The sequence below is a fragment of the Microbacterium luticellae genome, from assembly GCF_050408645.1.
GTDB lineage: Bacteria > Actinomycetota > Actinomycetes > Actinomycetales > Microbacteriaceae > Microbacterium.
Genome location: NZ_JBNTKE010000007.1, coordinates 56,080 through 75,782, shown reverse-complemented (window position 1 = coordinate 75,782; position 19,703 = coordinate 56,080). Strand labels below are relative to the sequence as shown.

The window sequence follows — 19,703 nt, the reverse complement described above, 5'->3', positions numbered from 1 at the left end:
TGAGGGTTATGGCGAGCTCACGAGCGGTTTGAAGAATGCTGTGGATGGTATTAATGACATGTCTGAGGCTCTTCTGGGCATGATGCGTGCGATTCAGGATCTGGATCAGCAGCTCGCCGGCGGTTAATCGGCATATTTCGGGTGCGCTGGTCGTGAAGGCCAGCGCACCTGTCATGCATCTGTTGGGGAAGAGAAGGATCATCTATGGGCGTCAAGATCAAATACAGCGAACTCGAGCCGCTGAAAGCTGAACTTGAAAGCATCATCGACGAATTTGACCATGCCGGTGCACGCAGAAAAGACCTCATGGGCGCTATCAAAACGCCGTATGGTGAGTCGGCTCTGCGCGATGCTGCCGATGACTTTGAAGGACGGTGGGATGACCGCCGCAAAAGACTCATGGGCAACTGTGAAACCGTGCGCGACTATGTCGAAAGCATCATTCAGGGTTTCCAAGAGTTTGATGAAGAAGCCGGCAGCATGACCGAGAGCGACAGCTAAGAGAGTCACGAGTTATGACGTATTATTCGATGCCCAACTCTCCCCGTGGCCACTACATTGACAACCTTGATGGAACCCCATCTGAGGTGATTGCGCGCGGCGAGCAGATTATTGATCTCGCCACAAAAATGTCGAGCTCTTCGGAGTTGCTCGCCAACCTTGTCTCGAACGGTGCCGAGATGGAAGGCGAAGCGATCGATAAGCTTCGCGAACACGCGCGCGATGTTCATGCTGAGCTGGGCCGCGCCGCCGACCTCTATCACGCGGTGGGCCCCCACATGCTTGCCTATGGTGAGCAGCTTGAAACCTCACAGCCCCTCATTGATGGACTGGTGGAGAGCCTGCGGAACCTTTGGCGGCTGTACTGTGAAGCGCAACAAGTCGCTGATGCTTACGGATACAGCACCCCGAACTATCCCACGGGAGAAGACGCCAACGACCCTGACCTGCGCAAGCAAGCAGAAGACGACCTGGCTAACAGGCGTGAAGACGCAGAAAACGATGCCTTGCGTGCCCGGCAGGCGTGGGACACCGAGGCCGCGGAGTACGACTCTGCGTGGGACACCTGGTATGGCGCATTCAATGATGCAGCGCAGGGTATTCGTGAAGAAACTTCGGATGCTATTCGCGATTCGACCAGCGATAACATTCGCGGGTTTCTTGAAACCTTCGCGAGTTTTCTTGCCGTCGCCGGCATTATTTTAGCGGTGCTCGCGCTCGTTATCGGTGGCCCGATCATTGCGGCTCTGGGCACGATCGTTGCCGTGCTGAGCCTTCTCACAACGATTGCACAAATGTATTACGGTGATGCTGACGGCGGTGATTTAGCGTGGGCAATCGTTGGCGTTATTCCGTTCTCCAAGATCTTCAGCGGCGCCTCGGGTGTTGGTAAAGGCATGACTTTCGCTGATGACTGGGCCCGCTGGACCGGGAAGGGTGCCGGTTCGGTCGGAGAGTGGGCCGGTGGGCTGAACGCATTTAAGGGAATGTCGTTTGCTGAGGGGCTGGCAGAGTTCTCGGCCGATTTGTTTACCGGCAGGGGTGCGAGCGACTGGGCCCGGGTGGGTAGTAATGGCCGCCACGGGTGGGCTGCAATCGATACTTTGGTGACGATCTGGGGTGGACAGGGTCAACTCATTGGCGACCTTGTCGACTGGGGTTCAGGTAATAAGGGCCGCGCTATCGGCGACTTTTTCGACTGGAACCACCGCCTCTTCTCGTAGAAGCCGGTAACGTGTCGTTGGCATCACCACCGCGCATATTTTTGAGAGCACGAGGCACGACGACATGAGTAGTCTGCGAGCAGAACTGTTAGGGCAGGCCCCGGCGTCGGGTAAGTTCCGGATGCTACTGCCACCCGGGTGGGAACAGCACAGTGTGAGCAAAGAAGACGAACAGCAGCTTGTTCGTCGTGCGGGCGAAAAGCTTGCTCGTGCTCATCGGCCTGATCTTTTTGCGCAGCTTTCTTCGCAGGTGGCCGAGATGATGGCTGGTTTGCGGGAGCGTAATGCGATTGCTTACGCGTTTGCTGGCGAAGCGTCACCGACGTGGGCGCTGGGCGCCGCCAGCCTGGTGGGTGTGTTGCGTACGGGCGATGACGAAGTGTCGCTCGACGCGCTGGTGCGACACGCTATCGACAATTTTGACGCGCAACCGCTGGGTGATGATTATCGGATTGTGCGCTGGGTCGAGCGGCATCCGGTAACTATTGGTGATGAGTCGGTTGTTTCGACGACGATCAACTACCTTATTCCTGTTCCGCGCACCTACCGCAAAAAAGCAGTGCAGTGGGTGGTGACCGTGCCGCACCCCGATACGGTTGCTGCTGATGACCCGCGCCTGGCGCAGTGGGTGGCGCTTTTTGATGCGCATATTGCGACGATGGAGTGGGAGCAGAGCGCGTGAGTATTCGCTTTCGTTTTGATGAGGACCGCGTGATTCCGGTTCCCGATGGTTTGAGCACGCAGCAGCAACAGGATGACTGGCGTGAGCAGGCGGCATCCGATTTTCTTGCCCGCTGGGCAGACACCAAGCGCACCGTGCATCCGCATCTGGTTGAGCACCTGGATGGTGTGCTGGCCGGCGCTGTGGAGCGTGCCCGTGATGGTCGCAGTGTGGCGGTTGTTCTTGACCCGGAGCAGGGTTTTGCTGGTCAGTTGAATATTTTGTATACCCCGGATGCTGTTGCCGACCCTGTTGTGAATGATTTTCTTGCGCCTGCTCGTTCGCGTGTGTATCCCAACCCTCACCTTGTCGACAGTGAGGGGTTGGGCGCGGGCGTGAGCACGACGTCGATTCAGCCGGGTGAGGGTGACGGTGAGGGCGAGGGTGCAGCAAAGGATGCTGGTTTTCGGCGCTGGTTTTTTCCGGGCGAGAATGGTTCGGTAGCAGCGTTTTTAGGGCCGGTGAACCCGTACACTCTGGCTTTTCTTCAGGAACCAGCGCATGAGCTGTTGGTGACGACCACGATTGATGGTTTTACTGCGGCATCCGGAACAAAAACGGTGCAAGAGCTTGTGGAGCGGTTGACGCACCGTATGGAGGAGTGGCAGCCGTGACCCCGCGACCGCTGGAACCGCTGATTGATGAGAGCGAAGAGTGGTCGGCGGTGCACTGGTGGCGTTTAGAGCTGCGGTCGCTGGATGAGGCCGAAAACACGCAGTTTACGCTCGCGCAGCTGGGTCCGAAAGAGGCGTGGTCGACGGAATGGGGTGGGCGTCCGACGGGGGCGAGCTGCCTGCGCACGCTGTCGTATGTGGTGTCGTTGACGGCTCCTGCTGTGGCTGCTTTTGCGATGGGGCGCGCGCAGGCCTTTGGTGATCATTTGCCTTTCGCTTTGGCGGGGATTTTGGTTCTCATCAGCCTTATTGTGACGCTGCAGGGCGAGTGGAGCCTGTATCGCCGCCCGCGCAGCATTGCGGCTTCGGTGGTGCGCAAGATCGCCATCGTGCATATTGTGCCCGCGGTTGTTGTGGTCGTTGTCGGGTTGATGGGCGAGCACCAGCATCCGGGGCAGTTGCTGTGGCTGTTGCCGAGTGTGGTCGATGCGCTTGTGCACGTCTGGCAGCTGTTTCGGCGGCCGGGTGGGCAGGATGGTCCGCGTAATCCGCTCGATAATCTGACGCTGTCGGTGGCAGAGATTGCCCCGGAGGTTGCTGAGCGTATTGTGCAGCGGCGTAATGTGGCGATCCGGATGCTGCACGAGCGCGGCCGCATTGATGCTGATACCGCCGAGCGGGCTATTGCGACAGGACTTGGCCATCTCGCCCTGGTGATGGCGCCCGAGGCGTGTTCCAACTTTTATCCGCCGTCGGCCTGGGAACGGCAACCACAGTAGCGGGTGCCGTATCACTGCGGGTGCCGGGGGCTACTACGCGCGGTCGGTGTCGAGAAACTCGTGCGCGGCGGCGACGAGTGCGCGTACGCCGATGTCGATGGTGGGCTGGATGACGGGCGCGAAAAACGGTGAATGATTCGTAGGAATATCGCTATCGAATGTGCCCGCTTCGTAGGCCTGGCGGAACTGTTCGGCATCGACTCCGCCCCAAAACCAGAACACCAACGGTACTCCGGCGTCGCGGGCAAACCACGATACGTCTTCGCTACCCGTATGCATGCCGTGGTCGATGACGGTGCCTTCCCCTAGGGCGCGGTTGAGAGCGGTGGAGACCCGTGCCGTGGCGGCCGCATCGTTGATGGTGGCGGGCAGCATATGGTCGGTTTCGAAGTCGGGGTCGCGTTCGGCTCCGGATGCCAGTGCTTCGGCGCGCACTATGCGGTGCACGGCGCTGATCACTTTTTCGCGTGTTGCTTCGTCGGGGTAGCGCAGGCTGAGTTCGAGCCGCGCTTCGGTGGGGATGATGTTGTGCTTGAGTCCGGCGCGCACGGCGCCCACGGTCACGACCGCGACATCGCGAGGATCAATCTCTCGCGACACAACGGTTTGCAGCCGCATGATGGTCGATGCGGCCATAACTACCGGATCGATGGTGGAGTGTGGCCGTGAGCCATGGCCTCCGCGACCGTACATGGTGACCGTGATGCCGTCGCAGGCCGACATTTGTGTTCCCGCACGCACGCCGATCGTGCCCACCGGTAGTGGCGTGACGTGTTGCCCGAGCACAATATCGGGCCGTGGTACACGCTCGAGCAGGCCGTCATCGAGCATGGCCCGTGCTCCGGCGCCCAGTTCTTCTGCGGGCTGAAAGATGAGCACGATCGTGCCGCGCCAGTCGGCATCGTCGCGGGCAAGCTGCTCGGCGGCACCAATGAGTGCTGTTACATGCATGTCGTGGCCGCAGGCGTGCATAACGGGCACGGTGATGCCCTCGGGGTTGATGCCGACCGCCGTCGACGCATAGGGCAGCCCGGTTTGTTCTTGCACGGGTAAGGCGTCCATATCGGCACGCAGCCATACGACCGGGCCATGAGAGGCGCCGGATGCTGGTCGCCGCAGCACGCCCACAACGCCTGTGCGCCCCACCTCTTCGAGCACCTCGAAACCGAGTTCGCGCAAATGCTGCGCAACGATCGCTGCCGTGCGGGTCTCGTGAAAAGACAGCTCGGGGTGCCGATGCAGGTCGATATAGAGCGCTTCGAGGTCGATGGCCATGCGCTGAGCCTAACGCTCGGGTGCCAGCATCCGGGGTATTTATTGCCTGGGTGCTGTGGTTGATTGGCGCACAACGAGGGTGGTGGGCAGCAGCTCGGGTATGCGTTCGTGGCAGTGTGGGGGGAGTGCGGCGGCAGGGTCGAGGCGGTCGAGCACGTGTTGGGCGGCCTGCATTCCCTGCTGGCGGGCGAACTGGTCGACCGTGGTGAGCCCAAAGACTTCGCCGAGCGGGTGGCCGTCGATGCCGATAACCGAAAGATCGGTGGGCACGTGTAATCCGCGGTCATTCGCGGCAAGAAGGGCTCCGATAGCCATTTCGTCGGAGTCCGCCACGATCCCGGTGATACGCGGGGCCTCCGGCGACTGTGTCTCGAGCAGCCGATGGGTGGCGGCCCGGCCACCATCAACCGTGAAATCGCCGGGCTCGTGCACAACATGAGCGCCCGTGCACGCAGCTACTGTTTCTTCTACGGCAGCGCGACGTTGCGACGGGATCTGAAAGTCGGTGTCGAACTCGGCACCGGCCCCAATATGGCCGATGTGGCGGTGGCCGATATCGATGAGGTGTTGCGTAGCCACCGCGGCAAGGCCCGCCTGGTCAACCGTCAGCGACTCCAACTGCGGATGCTTGCCGCCCATCGCAACCACAGGCATGCCTAGGGCGCGCAAGGCGGCTGTTTCTGTGGCCGCGAGTTCGAGAGAAACGACAATGAGCCCGTCAACCCGTTGGCGCCGAAGAGCATGGGTGAAAACATTGCGGCGTTCGTCGGCGTTGTCGGTGATGCTGTACAGCGTTACGTCGAACCCGTGCTGCATGAGCGTATAGGAAGCGCCAGCGAGCACGGTCGAGAAAAACCAGCGATCAAGGTACGGCACGATGAGGCCAACGCTGCCTGTGCGGCCCGATGCCAGGCTTGATGCCCGGGATGACACCACGTAGCCGAGTTCGTCGGCAGCGAGCAGCACGCGCTCACGAGAGGCGGCTGAAACGGGGCCTCGGCCGCTGAGCGCTCGCGACACCGTCGCCGTTGATACACCGGCGCGGCGTGCAACATCATCGATACTGACCATCGTCTCTACGTTAGTGGGCGAGCTCCGGATGCTCCGCACGGGGCATGTGCGGAGCATCCGGAGCGTTGTGGTGCCGAGGTTAGTTGAGCGTGTACCAGATGGCGGTATCGACCGGCAGCTGTGAGCCTTCGAACGGTTCGCTGGCGATCACGATACGTGCCTGCGGGTCGATATCGATCGGTGCGTCGCTGAGGTTAGCGAGCACGTGCAGATCGCCGCGGCGGAATGCGACGGTGTCGTCGCCGCGGTCGTGCCAGACGAGAGAGCCGAGGCCAAGCTGGCGTTCGCGGCGTTCGCGCAAGAGCTGCTTGTACAGGGCCAGCGTTGAGGTGGGGTCGTTCTCTTCGACGTCGCGTGCAAACTCTGCCCATTCTTCGGGCTGGGGAAGCCACGAGGCGCCCGTGTCGTTGAAACCGTATGCGGGTGCGTCGGCCTGCCAGGGGATGGGCACGCGGCATCCGTCGCGTCCGTAACGCTTACCGTCGGTGCGGAACCAGGTGGGATCTTGCCGAAATTCGTCGGGAATCTCCATGGCTTCAGGCAGACCCAGCTCTTCTCCCTGGTACAGGTACGCCGAGCCGGGCAGGGCCAGCATGATCGTTGTTGCTGCACGGCCGCGTGAAAGGCCAATGACGGGGTCAGGCTTGCCGGGCGAATTCGGGCCGATGCCCTCGCCCTGTGGGTTCTCGGCGGTAAGGGCCAGGCGTGATGCGTGTCGCACAACGTCGTGGTTCGAGAGCACCCAGGTGCTGGGGGCTCCTACGGCACCGAAAGCGTCGAGTGAGTCGCGAATGACGGCGCGCAGCGCTGCGGCATCCCACTCGGTGGTGAGGTACGGAAAGTTAAACGTCTGGTGCATTTCGTCGGGCCGTACCCACAGTGCCGTGCGCTCGAGGGTGGGCAGCCATGCTTCGCCGCATAGGGCACGGTCGCCGTCGTATTCGGCGAGCACACGGTTCCAGTCGCGGTAAATGTCGTGCACGCCATCTTGGCCCCAGTAGGGCACTTCGGTCTGGTCGCCGCCCATGGAGTCGGCGCCGTCGCCGGGGGAGTAGTCGGGAAGACCGTCGGCTTTGATCATGCCGTGGGCGACATCGACGCGGAAGCCGTCAACTCCGCGATCGAGCCAGAACCGCAAAATCGAGCGGAATTCTTCGCGCACTTCTTCGTTGGTCCAGTCAAAATCGGGCTGGGTGGGGTCGAAAATGTGCAGGTACCACTGCCCGGGAGTGCCATCGGCTTCAGTGACGCGCTCCCACATGCCGCCGCCAAAAACGCTCTCCCAGTTGTTGGGGGGTAGTTCGCCGTTTTCGCCACGACCGTCGCGGAAAATATAGCGGGCGCGTTCGGGACTACCGGGTGCTGCCTTGAGCGCTTCTTGGAACCATGCGTGCTGGTCAGAAGAGTGGTTCGGCACGAGGTCGACAATGACCCGGATGCCGCGGGCATGCGCCTGCTCGAGCATGGCGTCGAAGTCGGCGAGCGTGCCAAAGAGTGGGTCGACGTCGCGGTAGTCGGCTACGTCGTATCCGGCATCTTTTTGCGGACTGGTCATAAACGGACTCAGCCAGATAGCGTCGACGCCCAGTTCTTTGAGGTCGTCGAGTCGGCCTGTGATGCCGGCAAGGTCGCCGATGCCGTCGCCGGATGCGTCGGCGAACGAGCGCGGATAAATTTGGTAGATAACTGCGCTGCGCCACCACTGTGTGCCGGGCGCGGCAAATTGCTCAAGCTGTGCCATGCGTCCACGCTACTGTAAACGCTTACACAAGGGAAGTGTTGGTGGCGAATTATCGCTCGTTGGCCGAGATAACGACGTTGAGTGGTTCTTGGTCGGCAAGCATCCGGTCGATCTGGCTGCGAATAAGACGCAGAATGCGTGGCTCCATAGCCGTGGTGACGCCGCCGACGTGAGGTGAGATGAGCAGGTTGGGTGCCGACCAGAGTGGGTCGCCCGCAGGGACGGGTTCTTGCTCGAACACGTCGCTGGCTGCACGCAGGCGTCCGGCCTGAAGCTCGGCAATGAGCGCCGCGTTATCGACCAGAGCACCGCGGCCAACGTTGACGAATAGGGTGTCGTCGGCAAAGCGCGCGAACATTTCAGCGTTAAAAATGTGCTGCGTTTCGGGAGTGCCGGGCAGTGACGTGACGACGATTTCGGCGTCGGCGACAACACGCGAGAGGTCATCCATGGCGTGCACCGTGATGTCGCCGTAGCCGGGCACCGATTCGGTGCGTGCTGTGCGCGCAACCGCCGACAGTTCTACTTCGAACGGTGCCAACCGTGCCGCAATGGCCTTGCCCACGCCACCAAAACCAACCAGCAGCACTCTGCGGTCGGCGAGGCTGGGGGTAAATATTGGCGACCATTGGCCGTCGCGCTGCGCCGCAACAAAATGCGGAAAGCCACGTTGCGCGGCCAAGATCAACGCCATGGTCAGCTCGGCTGTCGAGGCCTCGTGCACACCAGAAGCGTTGGCATAGGGCACACCCGAGGGCAGGTGGCGGTCGACACCGTCGTAACCGATCGACTGGCCTTGTACCAGCTTCATCGAAACGCCCTGTAGCGCGTCGAGCGCTGCGGGCGCGCCCATATAAGGCTGTACGACGATGTCGATGTGTTCGCGGGGTGCCGGCGTTGTGAGGTCCCACTGCACAAGTTCCACACCGGGCGGCAGGTTGTCGAGGCCCTGTGCGAGGCGCTCAGTGGGAACAGAAATCACCAGCGATGTGCTCATGCTATGAGCTTAGCTAGCAACCACCTCGGCCACAGCAGCAATAGCGCTTTCGAAGAAAGTGAGTCCGTCAACGCCCGAGCGCATTGCCGCGGCAGTGTCGGGGCCGAAGCCTGGTTCGGTGGCGTGCTCGGGGTGCGGCATGAGCCCCACAACGTTGCCGCGCGCGTTGGTGAGACCAGCAATGTTGCGCAGTGAACCGTTCGGGTTAACGCCCGAGTACCGGAAAGCGACAAGACCTTCGCCCTCCAGGCGATCGAGGGTTTCTTCGTCGGCAATGTAGCCGCCCTCACCGTTCTTCAACGGAATGATGATCTCTTGCCCCTGCGTAAAACGGTTGGTCCACGCTGTCGACGTGTTTTCGACCGTGAGTTTCTGATCGCGGCGCACAAAATGCTGGTGGTCGTTGCGAATCAGGCCGCCCGGCAGCAGGTGTGCTTCGACGAGCATCTGAAAACCGTTACAGATTCCGAGGATCGGCATGCCCGCCGCTGCAGCGTCTTTCACTTCGGCCATGATCGGCGACAGCGCGGCGATCGCACCCGAACGCAGGTAATCGCCATAGCTGAAGCCGCCCGGCAGTACGAGAGCGTCCACGCCTTCAAGGTCGTGGGAGCCGTGCCAGAGCGCTACAGGTTCGGCGCCGGCGATACGCACAGCACGCTGCGCGTCGCGGTCGTCGAGCGAACCAGGAAAGGTGATGACGCCGATACGTGCGGTCATTCGACAACCTCGATTGCCACGACGTCTTCAATAACCGAGTTCGACAGCACTTCATCGGCAATGCGGCGAGCCTCAGCAAGAATCTCGTCGGTCACTTCGCCATCAACGGTCAGCTCAAAACGCTTTCCGATACGAACATCTGTGAACGACTCCACACCCATCCGGGCGAAGGCGCCCGAAACGGCCTTCCCCTGCGGGTCAAGAAGTTCGGCTTTGGGCATAACGTCAACGACGATAGTGGGCATAGCAGGCTCCGAAAGACGCGGATGAGGGGCGCTAGTAGTCTACCGTGCGCCCGACGTCATGCTCTGCTCTGCGGGGTTGGCTATGACGAGCGAAAAACCGTGTGCACGTCGCCGATCACATCGCGGCCGCCGAGGCCATCAATTTCGAAGAGCACCGCGATGCCAGAAAGCTCATACCCCATACGGGTGATGAGTTCGCGTCCTGCAGCGAGCGTGCCACCCGTAGCCAACACATCATCAATAAGCAGCACTCGTGCCCCGGCAGCAAGGTCATCGTGCATTTCGACCGTGGCCGTGCCGTACTCAAGGGCATAGTCAACAGCAGCTGCGGGGCGTGGCAGCTTGCCGGCTTTACGAATCGGCACGAGCCCGGCATCGGCCACAATGGCTGCGGCTCCGGCAAGAATGAATCCGCGCGCTTCGACACCGGCAACCACATCGAACGTGCCAGCAAACGGCTCGATGAGCGCCTCAACCGTCACCCGTAGCGCTTCAGCGTCGGCCAGTAGGGGCGTGATATCGCGAAACAAGATTCCCGGATGCGGGTAATCAGGAACCTCACGAATGAGTGCAGACGCGCGGTGTAGGGCGGTAGAAGTCACCGCAACAGACTATCGGGCACAGCCCCGAGAAGAGGGGTGTGGCGTCAGCATCCGGATGTAACGTGAAAGAGACCACGGTGAGCGGAGGTGTCGCATGCGTGTGATTGATCTGAATGCTGATCTGGGCGAGAATTCGCCCGAGCGAATTGTGAGCGACGATGCGGCGATGCTGCGTGTGGTGTCGAGCGCGAATGTTTCTTGTGGTGCGCACGCGGGTACTCCCGACGGTATTCGGGCGACTCTTTCGGCTGCGGTTGCCGCCGGGGTAGCGATTGGTGCGCACCCGAGCTACGACGACTATGCCAACTTTGGTCGCATTGCCCGCGACGTGGCACCGGCAATTCTGCAGGCACAGATTGAAAACCAGTTGGCTGCGCTGCAGACGCTAGCGCGGGCGGAGGATGCCGTGGTGCGCTACGTGAAACCGCACGGCGCGCTGTACAACACGATCGCGCACAATGAACAGCAGGCGAAAGCAGTCATCGCTGCGGTGCGGGCAACGAACCGGAACCTGCCGATTCTGGGGCTTGCCGCAAGCCCGTTACTGCACTGGATCGAAGCGGCAGGGCTCACTGCCGTGGGCGAAGTTTTTGCCGACCGCGCCTACACGCCCAACGGACAACTGGTGCCACGCAGCGAACCCGGCGCGGTCATTCACGACCCGGTGCGTATCGTGCAGCGCATGCTGCAGTTCGCCGAAGACGGCGTGCTCACCAGCCTCAGCGGCGCGCCCCTTCGCGTGCCCGCGGCATCGGTGTGCGTGCACGGCGACACGGCCGACGCCGTAACAATCGCGACTCTTGTACGCCAGGGGCTCGAAAGTGCCGGGGTTACCATCGCACCCTTCGCCACACACGCGCCCGGTGGCGGCGGTTGACTATGCGCCGCGTCATCACTGCGTCCGACCACGCATTCCTGGTCGAGGCCGCGCCCGAAGAAACACCGCTGGCATTGCGGGGCGCGCTCGCCGCTATCCGCGGCGTGACAGAAACAGTATTGGGTGCGGCGACGGTGTTGGTCGTGTACGACCCGGCGGTGACTACTGGCGCGGCTGTAGCGCAGCGGGCGCGGATGGCACAGCTGCATCCGGATGCCACTACCCCCACTGCGGCGGTAAACATACCGGTCACTTATGACGGCGCCGACCTTGCTGAAACTGCCGAGCATCTGGGCGTGAGCAGTAGCGAACTGGTGCGTCGGCACCAGCAGGCACAGTGGCGCGTAGCTTTTGCCGGATTCATGCCGGGTTTTGCGTATATGACATGTGATGATCCGCTCTTTCACGTGCCACGCAAGAGCACGCCGCGGGTGCGCGTGCCCGCCGGGTCAGTGGGTCTGGCAGGACCATTCACCGGCATCTATCCGCAGCAGAGCCCCGGCGGCTGGCAGCTGATCGGGCGCACCGACGCAGAACTGTGGAACCTCGACCACAACCCGCCGGCGCTGCTCACACCCGGCACACGCGTGCGGTTTCTCGAGGCGCCCGCGCGGCAGACACACCCGAAACAGCTACCGGATGCCGCGCCCCCAGCTCCCACCCCTGCGGCCGACCATGTGCATGCCGACTACCTGCATGTAGTGCAGGCGCTGCAGCTGCTCGTGCAAGACGAAGGACGCCCCGGCTACGCAGCGTGGGGAGTCGCCCCCTCGGGTGTCGCCGACCGCGGAGCCATGCGGGCCGCCAACAGGGCAGTGGGGAACGCCCCTACGGCCGCTGTGCTCGAAGCGATGGGCCCGACCGTGGTGCGCTGTCAGGCGTCGGGCGTTATGGCGTTCGCTGGGGCTCACGGCACGGTAACCATTGTGTCGGCGCAGGGGCACGAACGGGTGGTCGCACCACTTATTCCCGCGGCCACCTTTGCGGGCGACGAAATCCGCTTCGACACCCCGGCGCAGGGGCTGCGCTACGTGATCGCCGTGCGTGGCGGCATTACCGTGCCACCCGTGCTCGGCAGCCGTTCGACCGACACGCTCTCGGGGCTGGGGCCCGCGCCCTTGCGAGCCGGCGACAGTATTCCGGTGGGACCCATGTACAGCGCCCCGCATGCTGTCGAGCCAGCACCGCCGCTACTAGACAGTGCGATACCGGATGCCGCGACACAGGATGCCGCGACACAGGGCGTTCATACGCGGGGCGTCGCGACGCTCACGATCACGCGCGGCCCGCGCGACGACTGGTTTACACCCGAATCTCTCGTGCGGCTCACCACTCAAACCTGGCAGGTGACACCGCAGTCGAACCGGGTGGGACTCCGGTTGGCGGGCACAGAATCACTGGTGCGTCAGCAGACGGACGAGCTGCCGAGCGAGGCCGTCGTGCGCGGTTCCATTCAGGTTCCGGCCGACGGCCAGCCCGTCATCTTTCTTGCCGACCATCCGCTTACCGGCGGGTACCCGGTTATCGCCACGGTAACGAGCGACACGCTCGATGCAGCAGCACAACTCGCGCCGGGCGCCAGCATCCGGTTCATGCTGGCCGGAGCAGACGAGTCGCGCGATTAGTCTTCGGGGTCACCGCCGGGTGCGCCCACGGGTTCGAGCGGTTTCGGGTCGTCGGCACCCGTTTTGCGCAGGCGGGCGATGAGATTGCCGCCGTGATAAATGACGATCGCGGCGAGAGTGGCGATCACAATGCCACCCAGTTCAAACCCGGTCTCGTCGTTCTTAATCATGAAACCGCCCACGGCAATAATGAGCGCGACCGCTGCCGTGTACTGGTTGACCGGCCGCGAGAAGTCGACACGGTTATCGACCCAAATTTTGATACCGATCACACCGATGAGGCCGTAGAGAGCCGTTGTCACTCCACCGAGCACACCCGCGGGCACCGAGTTGATGATCTCGCCAAACTTGGGTGACATGCTCAGCAGCACGGCTGTAATACCCGCCACCCAATACGCGGCAGTGGAATAGACGCGGGTCGAGGCCATGACACCAATGTTTTCGCCGTATGTCGTGGTACCCGAGCCGCCGAAGAAACCGGCCAGTGACGTCGAGATACCGTCGGCAATGAGAGCCTTGCCGGTCTGTTCGTTGATAGAGGGGTCTTCGATCATGGTGGCTACACCGCGCACGTGTCCGACGTTTTCGGCAATCAGCACGAGCACGACCGGCAAGAACATGGCCATCGCGGTCCACGTACCGGGCGAGACAAAGTCGGGCATGTGCAGGGTGGGCAGCCCCACCCAGGCGGCCTCGCCGACATCACTAAAGTCGAGTTCGCCTCGGAATGCCGCAAAAATGTATCCGGCGGCAACTCCAAGGAAGATCGAGATGCGGCCGAGAAAACCACGAAAAACCACGGCAAACAGAATCGTTACCGACAGTGTGAACGCGGCCGTGATGGGTGCCTGCGCAAAATTGCCGTGTGCTGCTCCTGCGAGGTTAAACCCGATGAGCGCAACAATCGTACCGGCCAGCACGGGCGGCAAAAAACGGTCGACCCAACCGACTCCTGCAATGTGCACCACCACGCCAATGATGGCCAGCAGCACACCCACCGCAACAATGCCAGCGAGCGCCGATCCCATGTGCGAGGTGGCGGTGGCCGCAGTGACGGGGGCGATAAAAGCAAAAGAAGAACCGAGATAGCTGGGCAGACGATTACGGGTTACCAGCAAAAACAGCAGGGTGCCCACACCACTGAACAGCAGCGTGGTCGATACCGGAAAACCGGTGAGAATCGGCACCAGAAAGGTTGCGCCGAACATCGCGATGACGTGTTGCACGCCGATCGCTATGGTCGCCGGCCAGTTCAGCCGCTCATCGGGGCGAACAACTGCATCCGGTGCGACGCTGCGGCCGTCACCATGAACTTTCCACGCAGGCATGGGGCTCCTTGAAAATCACATCGAGGGGAAACGGCTCCGGATGCTGTACAAAGGCGCCCGCGCCTGCACAAACACTAGCGACCCGGCGGTTCAGATGGAATGAGCGGCTCGCGCATCACGCAAGCTCAAAGTTTTCTTGCGTCAAAACTCAGCCGCGCCACGGTTGCTGCGTCAGCGCGGGGCGTAGACAGAGCCGGTGAGGCGCTCGATCAGTTCGCGATAGCGGGCGACGGTGCGCTCGACAATTTCGGTGGGAAGCTCTGGCGGTGTGCCCTCTTTGTTCCAGTGTGCGGCGAGCCAGTCGCGCACAATCTGCTTATCGAAGCTGGCCATGCGTTCGCTGGGTGTGGTGCCGGTACGCCATGCTTCGGCGTCCCAGTAGCGCGAGGAATCGCTGGTAAGAACCTCGTCGGCCAGGCGCAGCACGCCATCGTTGTCAACACCGAATTCGAACTTTGTGTCGGCAAGAATGAGCCCGCGCTGTTCGGCGATCGCGGCGGCGCGAGAATAAATCTGTAGCGACAGGTCACGCAACTGTGCGGCGCGTTCGGCGCCGACGAGTTCTTGCATCTGCGCGAACGTGATGTTCTCGTCGTGCTCACCCAGGGGTGCTTTATACGCGGGTGTGAAAATGGGCTCGGGCAGGCGGTCGCCATCGGTGAGCCCTTCGGGGAGCGGAAGAGAGCATACGGTTCCCGACTCCTGATATTCCGCCCAGCCGGAGCCCGTCAAATATCCGCGCACCACGCATTCGACCGGCAGCATGGTGAGAGAACGCACCACCATGGCGCGGTCGGCGACGGGTGCGGGCGCCTCACCCTCGGCAAGATGGTTGGCAATAGCATCCGGAGCCTGTGACAGCTGGTCAAACCACCACCGGCTCAGAGTCGTTAGCAGTGCGCCCTTACCGGGAATGCCGGGTGAGAGCACATAGTCGAAGGCGCTCACACGGTCGCTGGCGACCACAAGCATGCGGTCGTCGTCGGAGTCAACCGGCACGTAGAGGTCGCGCACCTTGCCCGAGTACGAATGCTTCCAGCCAGAAAGAGAAGGGGTGTCATTGCCGAGAGAAGTCACCTGGCCATTATTGCGCGGACTACCGACACTGCTGAGCGCGCCACCGGCGGTGCTATAGTCCAAGTGGACTAATCGGAATGGGATATATATGCCGGATGCAACGCTTACACCGCTCAGCGTCATGGTCCTCGCCCTTCTGCGCGAAGGCGATATGCATCCGTACGAAATGATGCGTCTGCTGCGCCTGCGCCGCGACGACCGCATCGTACGCATCACCAACGGCACGTTTTATCACACGGTCGCACGACTGCAGCGCCAGGGGCTCATCGCCGAAGTCGGCGTCGACCGCGACGGCAACCGCCCCGAACGCACCACCTACACCCTCACAGCAACCGGTCCCGAAACCCTCAACGAATGGGTGCGGCAACGCCTGTGCCGCACCGATCGCCGCGCCGAATTTCGCGTCGCGCTCGCCGAAGCCCACAACCTTGAACGCCACGAGGTGCGTGCACTCATTGTGCAGCGCCAAAACGCACTCGAAGGCGAGCTGACCAGCATCCGAGAATCACTTCAGGAGGCCCGCAGCAGAAACGTCGCCGAACAGTTCATTGTTGAACAGGTGCGACACCGGATGCTGCTCGAAGCCGAACTGCACTGGAGCACCCACTTTTTGCACCAGCTCGACGACCCTCAATGTGGTTGGGGTCGTGAAGAAATAACCCCCGCACACGCCGCCACTGCGGCCGCAGCGCGAAAGGCGGCTCAAGCATGACCGATACTTCTTCTCTCTCGGGCATTCCCGCTAGCGGCCCCGTGCGCACCATCGAACCCGATAATCCGTATAGCGACGGTCGTCCGCGCAATCCGTGGCCAGCGTTGTGGGCACTCGTTATCGGGTTCTTTATGATTTTGGTCGACACCACAATCGTGTCGGTCGCCAATCCGGCTCTCAAGGCAGCGCTCGACCCCGCTTCGAACAACCTTGACCGCATCGTCTGGGTCACCAGCGCATACCTGCTCGCCTACGCCGTTCCGCTGCTGATCACCGGCCGCCTGGGTGACCGGTTCGGACCCAAAACGATTTACCTCATTGGGCTCGCCATTTTTACCGGTGCCTCACTGTGGTGCGGGCTCTCCACAACCCTCGAAGGACTCGTGGCGGCCCGTGCCGTGCAGGGCCTCGGTGCCGCCTGTATGACGCCGCAGACGATGGCGGTTATTACTCGTACGTTCCCCGCCAACCGTCGTGGCGCTGCCATGGGCCTCTGGGGTGCCACAGCCGGTGTCGCCACACTCGTCGGGCCGCTGCTGGGCGGATTGCTGGTTGATTCGCTCGGCTGGGAGTGGATCTTCTTCGTCAACGTTCCGGTTGGGGTTGTGGCCTTCATCATGGCCATGGTGTTCGTGCCGCGGCTAGAAAATCGTCCGCATCGCTTCGATATTCTCGGCGTTGTGCTCAGCGCGACCGCGCTGTTTCTTATCGTGTTTGGTCTGCAAGAAGGCCAAACCTATAGCTGGGGCACCATTGTGGGGCCGATCTCAGTGTGGCTGCTGATCATCGTCGGTGCCGTGTTGCTGGTGGTTTTCATCGTGCAGCAGGCGTTCACCCGCAGCGAGGCACTCGTTCCCCTCAGTCTGTTTCGCGACAGCAACTTCTCGGGCGCTAATACGGCCATCGCCGCGGTCGGTTTCACTGTCACCGGCATGTCGCTACCATTCATGTTCTTCTTACAGATGGCGCGCGGACTCACACCCACCGAGGCAGCATTGCTCATGGTGCCCATGGCTGTTATCTCGGGAGTACTTGCACCTTTTGCCGGAGCCCTCATTGACCGCATTGATCCGCGGTTCGTGCTCGTACCCGGCCTGCTCTGCGTGATCGGAGGCATTTTCTGGAACGCCTCGCTCATGAACATGGACGCCGAAATATGGCTGTTCCTCTTGCCCTCAGCCCTCCTCGGCATCGGCAACGCCGGCATGTGGGGGCCTCTGGCGACCACCGCCACCCGCCGCTTGCCCCCGCACCAGGCCGGTGCTGGCGCAGGAATCTACAACACCACACGCACGATCGGCTCAGTCATCGGTTCGTCGGCCATTGCCGCTTTCATGCAGGGCCGGTTAGAAGCCAACCTGCCCGGACTCGACAAATCACCTTCTGGTCTTGGCGGAGGAACCCTCCCCGCATTCGTCGCCGATGGCTTCTCGACTGCCATGGCACAAACCATGTACCTACCGGCCGGAATACTCGTGATCGCCCTCATCGCATCGCTGTTTATCGGCCACGCCGAAACGCACGACTAACGAGCGCGCGGGCAGCGACCCCTTAGCGTGCAGCGACCCCTTAGGAGGAGACCCGGGCGGCGATATCGGTGCGGTAGTGGCCACCGTCGAGCGTGATGCGTTCGAGTGCCGTGTATGCGCGCTCGCGGGCAGTAGCGAAGTCGGTGCCCTGTGCAACAACGTTGAGTACGCGGCCGCCGGTAGCAACGAGCGCGCCACCCGGTGCATCCGGGCCCCCTGTTGCGGCATGTACGAGCCAGGCTCCCTCTACTTCGGCGGCATGGTCGAGTCCGTCAAGGTGCCGCCCTGTTTGTGGTGCTTCGGGGTAGCCTTCGCTGGCGAGTACGACGGTGATGACGGCGTCGTCGGTAAAGGTGGGTTGTTCGTGGTCTTCGAGGTGACCGGATGCTGCGGCAAGCAGCAGTTGCGAGAGGTCTTCGCGCAGACGCGGTAGTACGACCTGTGTTTCGGGGTCGCCGAAACGGGCGTTGAACTCGATAACGCGGATGCCTTTTTCGGTGATGATGAGGCCCGCGTAGAGGAGGCCGATAAACGGTGTTCCTTCGCTGTCGAGCTGGCGAATAACAGGTACGGCGACGGTTTCGGTGACTTCGTCGACGAACGCTTGCACGCTGCCAAACTGGTCGGCGAGCCAGGGCAGTGGCGAGTAGGCTCCCATTCCACCGGTGTTGGGGCCTTCGTCGTTGTTGTGGGCGCGTTTGAAGTCTTGCGCGGGGCTGAGTGCGCGCACGGTATCGCCGTCAGACAAGAAGAAGAGTGAGACTTCTTCGCCCGAAAGAAATTCTTCGATCAGCACGGGCCCGGCGGGCAGATAGCTGCGTGCATGGTCGACGGCAGCATCGCGGTCGTTCGTGACGATGACGCCTTTTCCTGCCGCGAGGCCATCGGCTTTGACCACGTAGGGCGCACCGAGCTTGTCAAGCGCTGTTTCTACTTCGGCCAGTGTTGACGCGTGGATCGCCTGCCCGGTGGGAACCCCAGCTTCGTCCATGATGCGTTTGGCGAACGCTTTGGAGCCCTCGAGCTGCGCTGCCGCACGACCAGGACCAAACACGGGAATACCGCGTTCGCGCAACACATCGGCAACACCGGCAACGAGGGGCGCTTCGGGCCCAATAATGACCAGGTCGATGCCTGTGTCGTTCGCGAAACGTTCGACAGCTGCCGCGTCGAGCGCGTCGATGTCGACGAGCGTTGCATCGTTGGCTATGCCTGCGTTACCGGGGGCGGCATAGATCTCGTGGTCGGTCTGTTCAGACCGCAGGCGGAGAATGATCGCGTGCTCACGGGCACCGGAACCGAGAACGAGAATCTTCACACTCTCAGCCTATCGATCGATAGTGGCGCATGCGTAGTGGGGTTAGGTTTTATGCCCGGATGCTGCGCTCTCTGCCGGCATCCCAGGGTGTGGTCCATCCCGCAGCAGTGAAAATACCGTCGAGCACCATCGCGGTAAAACCCCACACGATCGTGCCGTCGACGTCGAAGGCGGGGCCACGAAAAACGAAATCGTCGCGGTGGAGTACAGACGTGAATCGGTTTGTAGGGTCCAGCAGTTGTGCAACCGGTGTGCGAAACACCTCGACTGTTTCGGCATGGTCGACGGCGACAACCCGCGAGGGAGCAGCCCACCAACCGAGCACGGGCGTGACTAAATGGTTGCTTGCCGCAAGGGGCAGAGCTGGCAGCGTTGAGAGTATTTCAACTCCGTCGGGGTCGAGCCCGGTCTCTTCTTCTGCCTCACGCAGCGCCGTCGCGATGAGATCCGTGTCGCCCGGGTCGCGGCGCCCTCCCGGAAACGACACCTGCCCGGGATGCGAAGACAGACTGGGCGCACGCCGCTGCAACAGAACATCGAGGTCGCGTGCGACGGCCGGTTTCTCACCCGGGGCAGGAATGTTGTCGAGAGCGCCGAACAGAATAAGAACAGCGGCGTCGTGAGCAGCATCCGGGTTAGCCAATGGCGGAAACGGACCCGCCCACGCCCGCGACTGCGCCGCGACAATAAGGTCGTGGCGTGCGCCGAGCGTCGTGTCGCGGCCCGCGCCGCCAGATGCAGTCATGGT

At 62.0% G+C, this 19,703-nt stretch carries 20 protein-coding genes; 9 read left to right on the top strand and 11 right to left on the bottom strand.

The genetic code is table 11. The annotated features are described in order from the left end of the window. Positions 1 to 204 precede the first annotated feature (204 nt). The 5 genes from ACQUSW_RS13435 (at position 205) to ACQUSW_RS13415 (ending at position 3,838) form a co-directional block, all read left to right on the top strand. The gene (locus tag ACQUSW_RS13435) at positions 205 to 501 is read left to right on the top strand and encodes a hypothetical protein (protein WP_428932822.1); all 297 of its coding nucleotides are present in this window, start codon (positions 205 to 207) and stop codon (positions 499 to 501) included. Positions 502 to 530: 29 nt separating this feature from the next. Next, complete coding sequence (locus ACQUSW_RS13430) at positions 531 to 1,724, top strand: hypothetical protein (protein WP_428932821.1); 1,194 nt, start codon at positions 531 to 533, stop codon at positions 1,722 to 1,724. Between the two features lie 64 nt (positions 1,725 to 1,788). Beyond that, positions 1,789 to 2,406 (top strand): hypothetical protein, encoded by a 618-nt coding sequence (locus ACQUSW_RS13425; RefSeq protein ID WP_428932820.1) that lies wholly within the window; start codon positions 1,789 to 1,791, stop codon positions 2,404 to 2,406. Further along, on the top strand, positions 2,403 to 3,059 hold the full coding sequence (locus ACQUSW_RS13420) for a hypothetical protein (RefSeq protein WP_428932819.1): 657 nt from the start codon (positions 2,403 to 2,405) through the stop codon (positions 3,057 to 3,059). Before ACQUSW_RS13425 ends, ACQUSW_RS13420 begins: the two co-directional genes overlap by 4 nt. After that, a complete protein-coding gene (locus tag ACQUSW_RS13415) occupies positions 3,056 to 3,838 on the top strand; it encodes a hypothetical protein (RefSeq protein WP_428932818.1) in 783 nt (260 codons plus the stop codon). The genes ACQUSW_RS13420 and ACQUSW_RS13415 overlap by 4 nt, the downstream gene beginning before the upstream one ends. 33 nt (positions 3,839 to 3,871) lie before the next feature. Here ACQUSW_RS13415 and ACQUSW_RS13410 read toward each other — a convergent pair whose 3' ends face one another. From ACQUSW_RS13410 to ACQUSW_RS13380, 7 genes are all read right to left on the bottom strand, one after another. Next, positions 3,872 to 5,113 carry an amidohydrolase gene (locus tag ACQUSW_RS13410; RefSeq protein ID WP_428932817.1) on the bottom strand — a complete coding sequence of 414 codons (1,242 nt, stop codon included), beginning with the start codon at positions 5,111 to 5,113 and terminating at the stop codon, positions 3,872 to 3,874. Positions 5,114 to 5,152: 39 nt separating this feature from the next. Further along, positions 5,153 to 6,184, bottom strand: a complete 1,032-nt coding sequence (locus ACQUSW_RS13405) for a LacI family DNA-binding transcriptional regulator (RefSeq protein ID WP_428932816.1) — start codon at positions 6,182 to 6,184, stop codon at positions 5,153 to 5,155. 79 nt (positions 6,185 to 6,263) lie between these two features. Next, complete coding sequence (locus tag ACQUSW_RS13400) at positions 6,264 to 7,925, bottom strand: glycoside hydrolase family 13 protein (protein ID WP_428932815.1); 1,662 nt, start codon at positions 7,923 to 7,925, stop codon at positions 6,264 to 6,266. A gap of 49 nt (positions 7,926 to 7,974) precedes the next feature. Then, complete coding sequence (locus ACQUSW_RS13395) at positions 7,975 to 8,922, bottom strand: 2-hydroxyacid dehydrogenase (protein WP_428932814.1); 948 nt, start codon at positions 8,920 to 8,922, stop codon at positions 7,975 to 7,977. Positions 8,923 to 8,931: 9 nt separating this feature from the next. Further along, on the bottom strand, positions 8,932 to 9,642 hold the full coding sequence (gene purQ / locus ACQUSW_RS13390; protein ID WP_428932813.1) for a phosphoribosylformylglycinamidine synthase subunit PurQ: 711 nt from the start codon (positions 9,640 to 9,642) through the stop codon (positions 8,932 to 8,934). After that, positions 9,639 to 9,887: a phosphoribosylformylglycinamidine synthase subunit PurS gene (purS, locus tag ACQUSW_RS13385; RefSeq protein ID WP_428932812.1), complete on the bottom strand. Its 249-nt coding sequence runs from the start codon at positions 9,885 to 9,887 to the stop codon at positions 9,639 to 9,641. Before purS ends, purQ begins: the two co-directional genes overlap by 4 nt. Before the next feature lie 80 nt (positions 9,888 to 9,967). Beyond that, a complete protein-coding gene (locus ACQUSW_RS13380) occupies positions 9,968 to 10,489 on the bottom strand; it encodes an adenine phosphoribosyltransferase (protein WP_428932811.1) in 522 nt (173 codons plus the stop codon). A 94-nt stretch (positions 10,490 to 10,583) separates the two neighbouring features. On the opposite strand from ACQUSW_RS13380, the gene ACQUSW_RS13375 reads away from it, so the two are divergent. Then, complete coding sequence (locus ACQUSW_RS13375; RefSeq protein WP_428932810.1) at positions 10,584 to 11,366, top strand: LamB/YcsF family protein; 783 nt, start codon at positions 10,584 to 10,586, stop codon at positions 11,364 to 11,366. 2 nt (positions 11,367 to 11,368) lie between these two features. Then, on the top strand, positions 11,369 to 12,991 hold the full coding sequence (locus tag ACQUSW_RS13370; protein WP_428932824.1) for a 5-oxoprolinase subunit B/C family protein: 1,623 nt from the start codon (positions 11,369 to 11,371) through the stop codon (positions 12,989 to 12,991). Here the strand turns inward: ACQUSW_RS13370 and ACQUSW_RS13365 are convergent. Both ACQUSW_RS13365 and ACQUSW_RS13360 read right to left on the bottom strand, forming a co-directional pair. After that, entirely contained in the window at positions 12,988 to 14,319 is a 1,332-nt protein-coding gene (locus tag ACQUSW_RS13365) for a uracil-xanthine permease family protein (RefSeq protein WP_428932809.1), read from the bottom strand. The genes ACQUSW_RS13370 and ACQUSW_RS13365 overlap by 4 nt on opposite strands. 171 nt (positions 14,320 to 14,490) lie before the next feature. Then, positions 14,491 to 15,396, bottom strand: a complete 906-nt coding sequence (locus tag ACQUSW_RS13360) for a phosphoribosylaminoimidazolesuccinocarboxamide synthase (RefSeq protein ID WP_428932808.1) — start codon at positions 15,394 to 15,396, stop codon at positions 14,491 to 14,493. Positions 15,397 to 15,484: 88 nt separating this feature from the next. On the opposite strand from ACQUSW_RS13360, the gene ACQUSW_RS13355 reads away from it, so the two are divergent. Both ACQUSW_RS13355 and ACQUSW_RS13350 read left to right on the top strand, forming a co-directional pair. Further along, entirely contained in the window at positions 15,485 to 16,108 is a 624-nt protein-coding gene (locus ACQUSW_RS13355) for a PadR family transcriptional regulator (RefSeq protein ID WP_428932807.1), read from the top strand. A 131-nt stretch (positions 16,109 to 16,239) separates the two neighbouring features. Then, entirely contained in the window at positions 16,240 to 17,637 is a 1,398-nt protein-coding gene (locus tag ACQUSW_RS13350; RefSeq protein WP_428932823.1) for a DHA2 family efflux MFS transporter permease subunit, read from the top strand. 40 nt (positions 17,638 to 17,677) lie between these two features. On the opposite strand, the gene purD is transcribed toward ACQUSW_RS13350, so the two are convergent. Together purD and ACQUSW_RS13340 are read right to left on the bottom strand one after the other, a co-directional pair. Beyond that, positions 17,678 to 18,955 carry a phosphoribosylamine--glycine ligase gene (purD, locus tag ACQUSW_RS13345; protein ID WP_428932806.1) on the bottom strand — a complete coding sequence of 426 codons (1,278 nt, stop codon included), beginning with the start codon at positions 18,953 to 18,955 and terminating at the stop codon, positions 17,678 to 17,680. 49 nt (positions 18,956 to 19,004) lie between these two features. Next, positions 19,005 to 19,700, bottom strand: coding sequence for an NUDIX hydrolase (locus ACQUSW_RS13340; protein ID WP_428932805.1), 696 nt, complete (start codon positions 19,698 to 19,700; stop codon positions 19,005 to 19,007). Positions 19,701 to 19,703 lie beyond the last annotated feature (3 nt).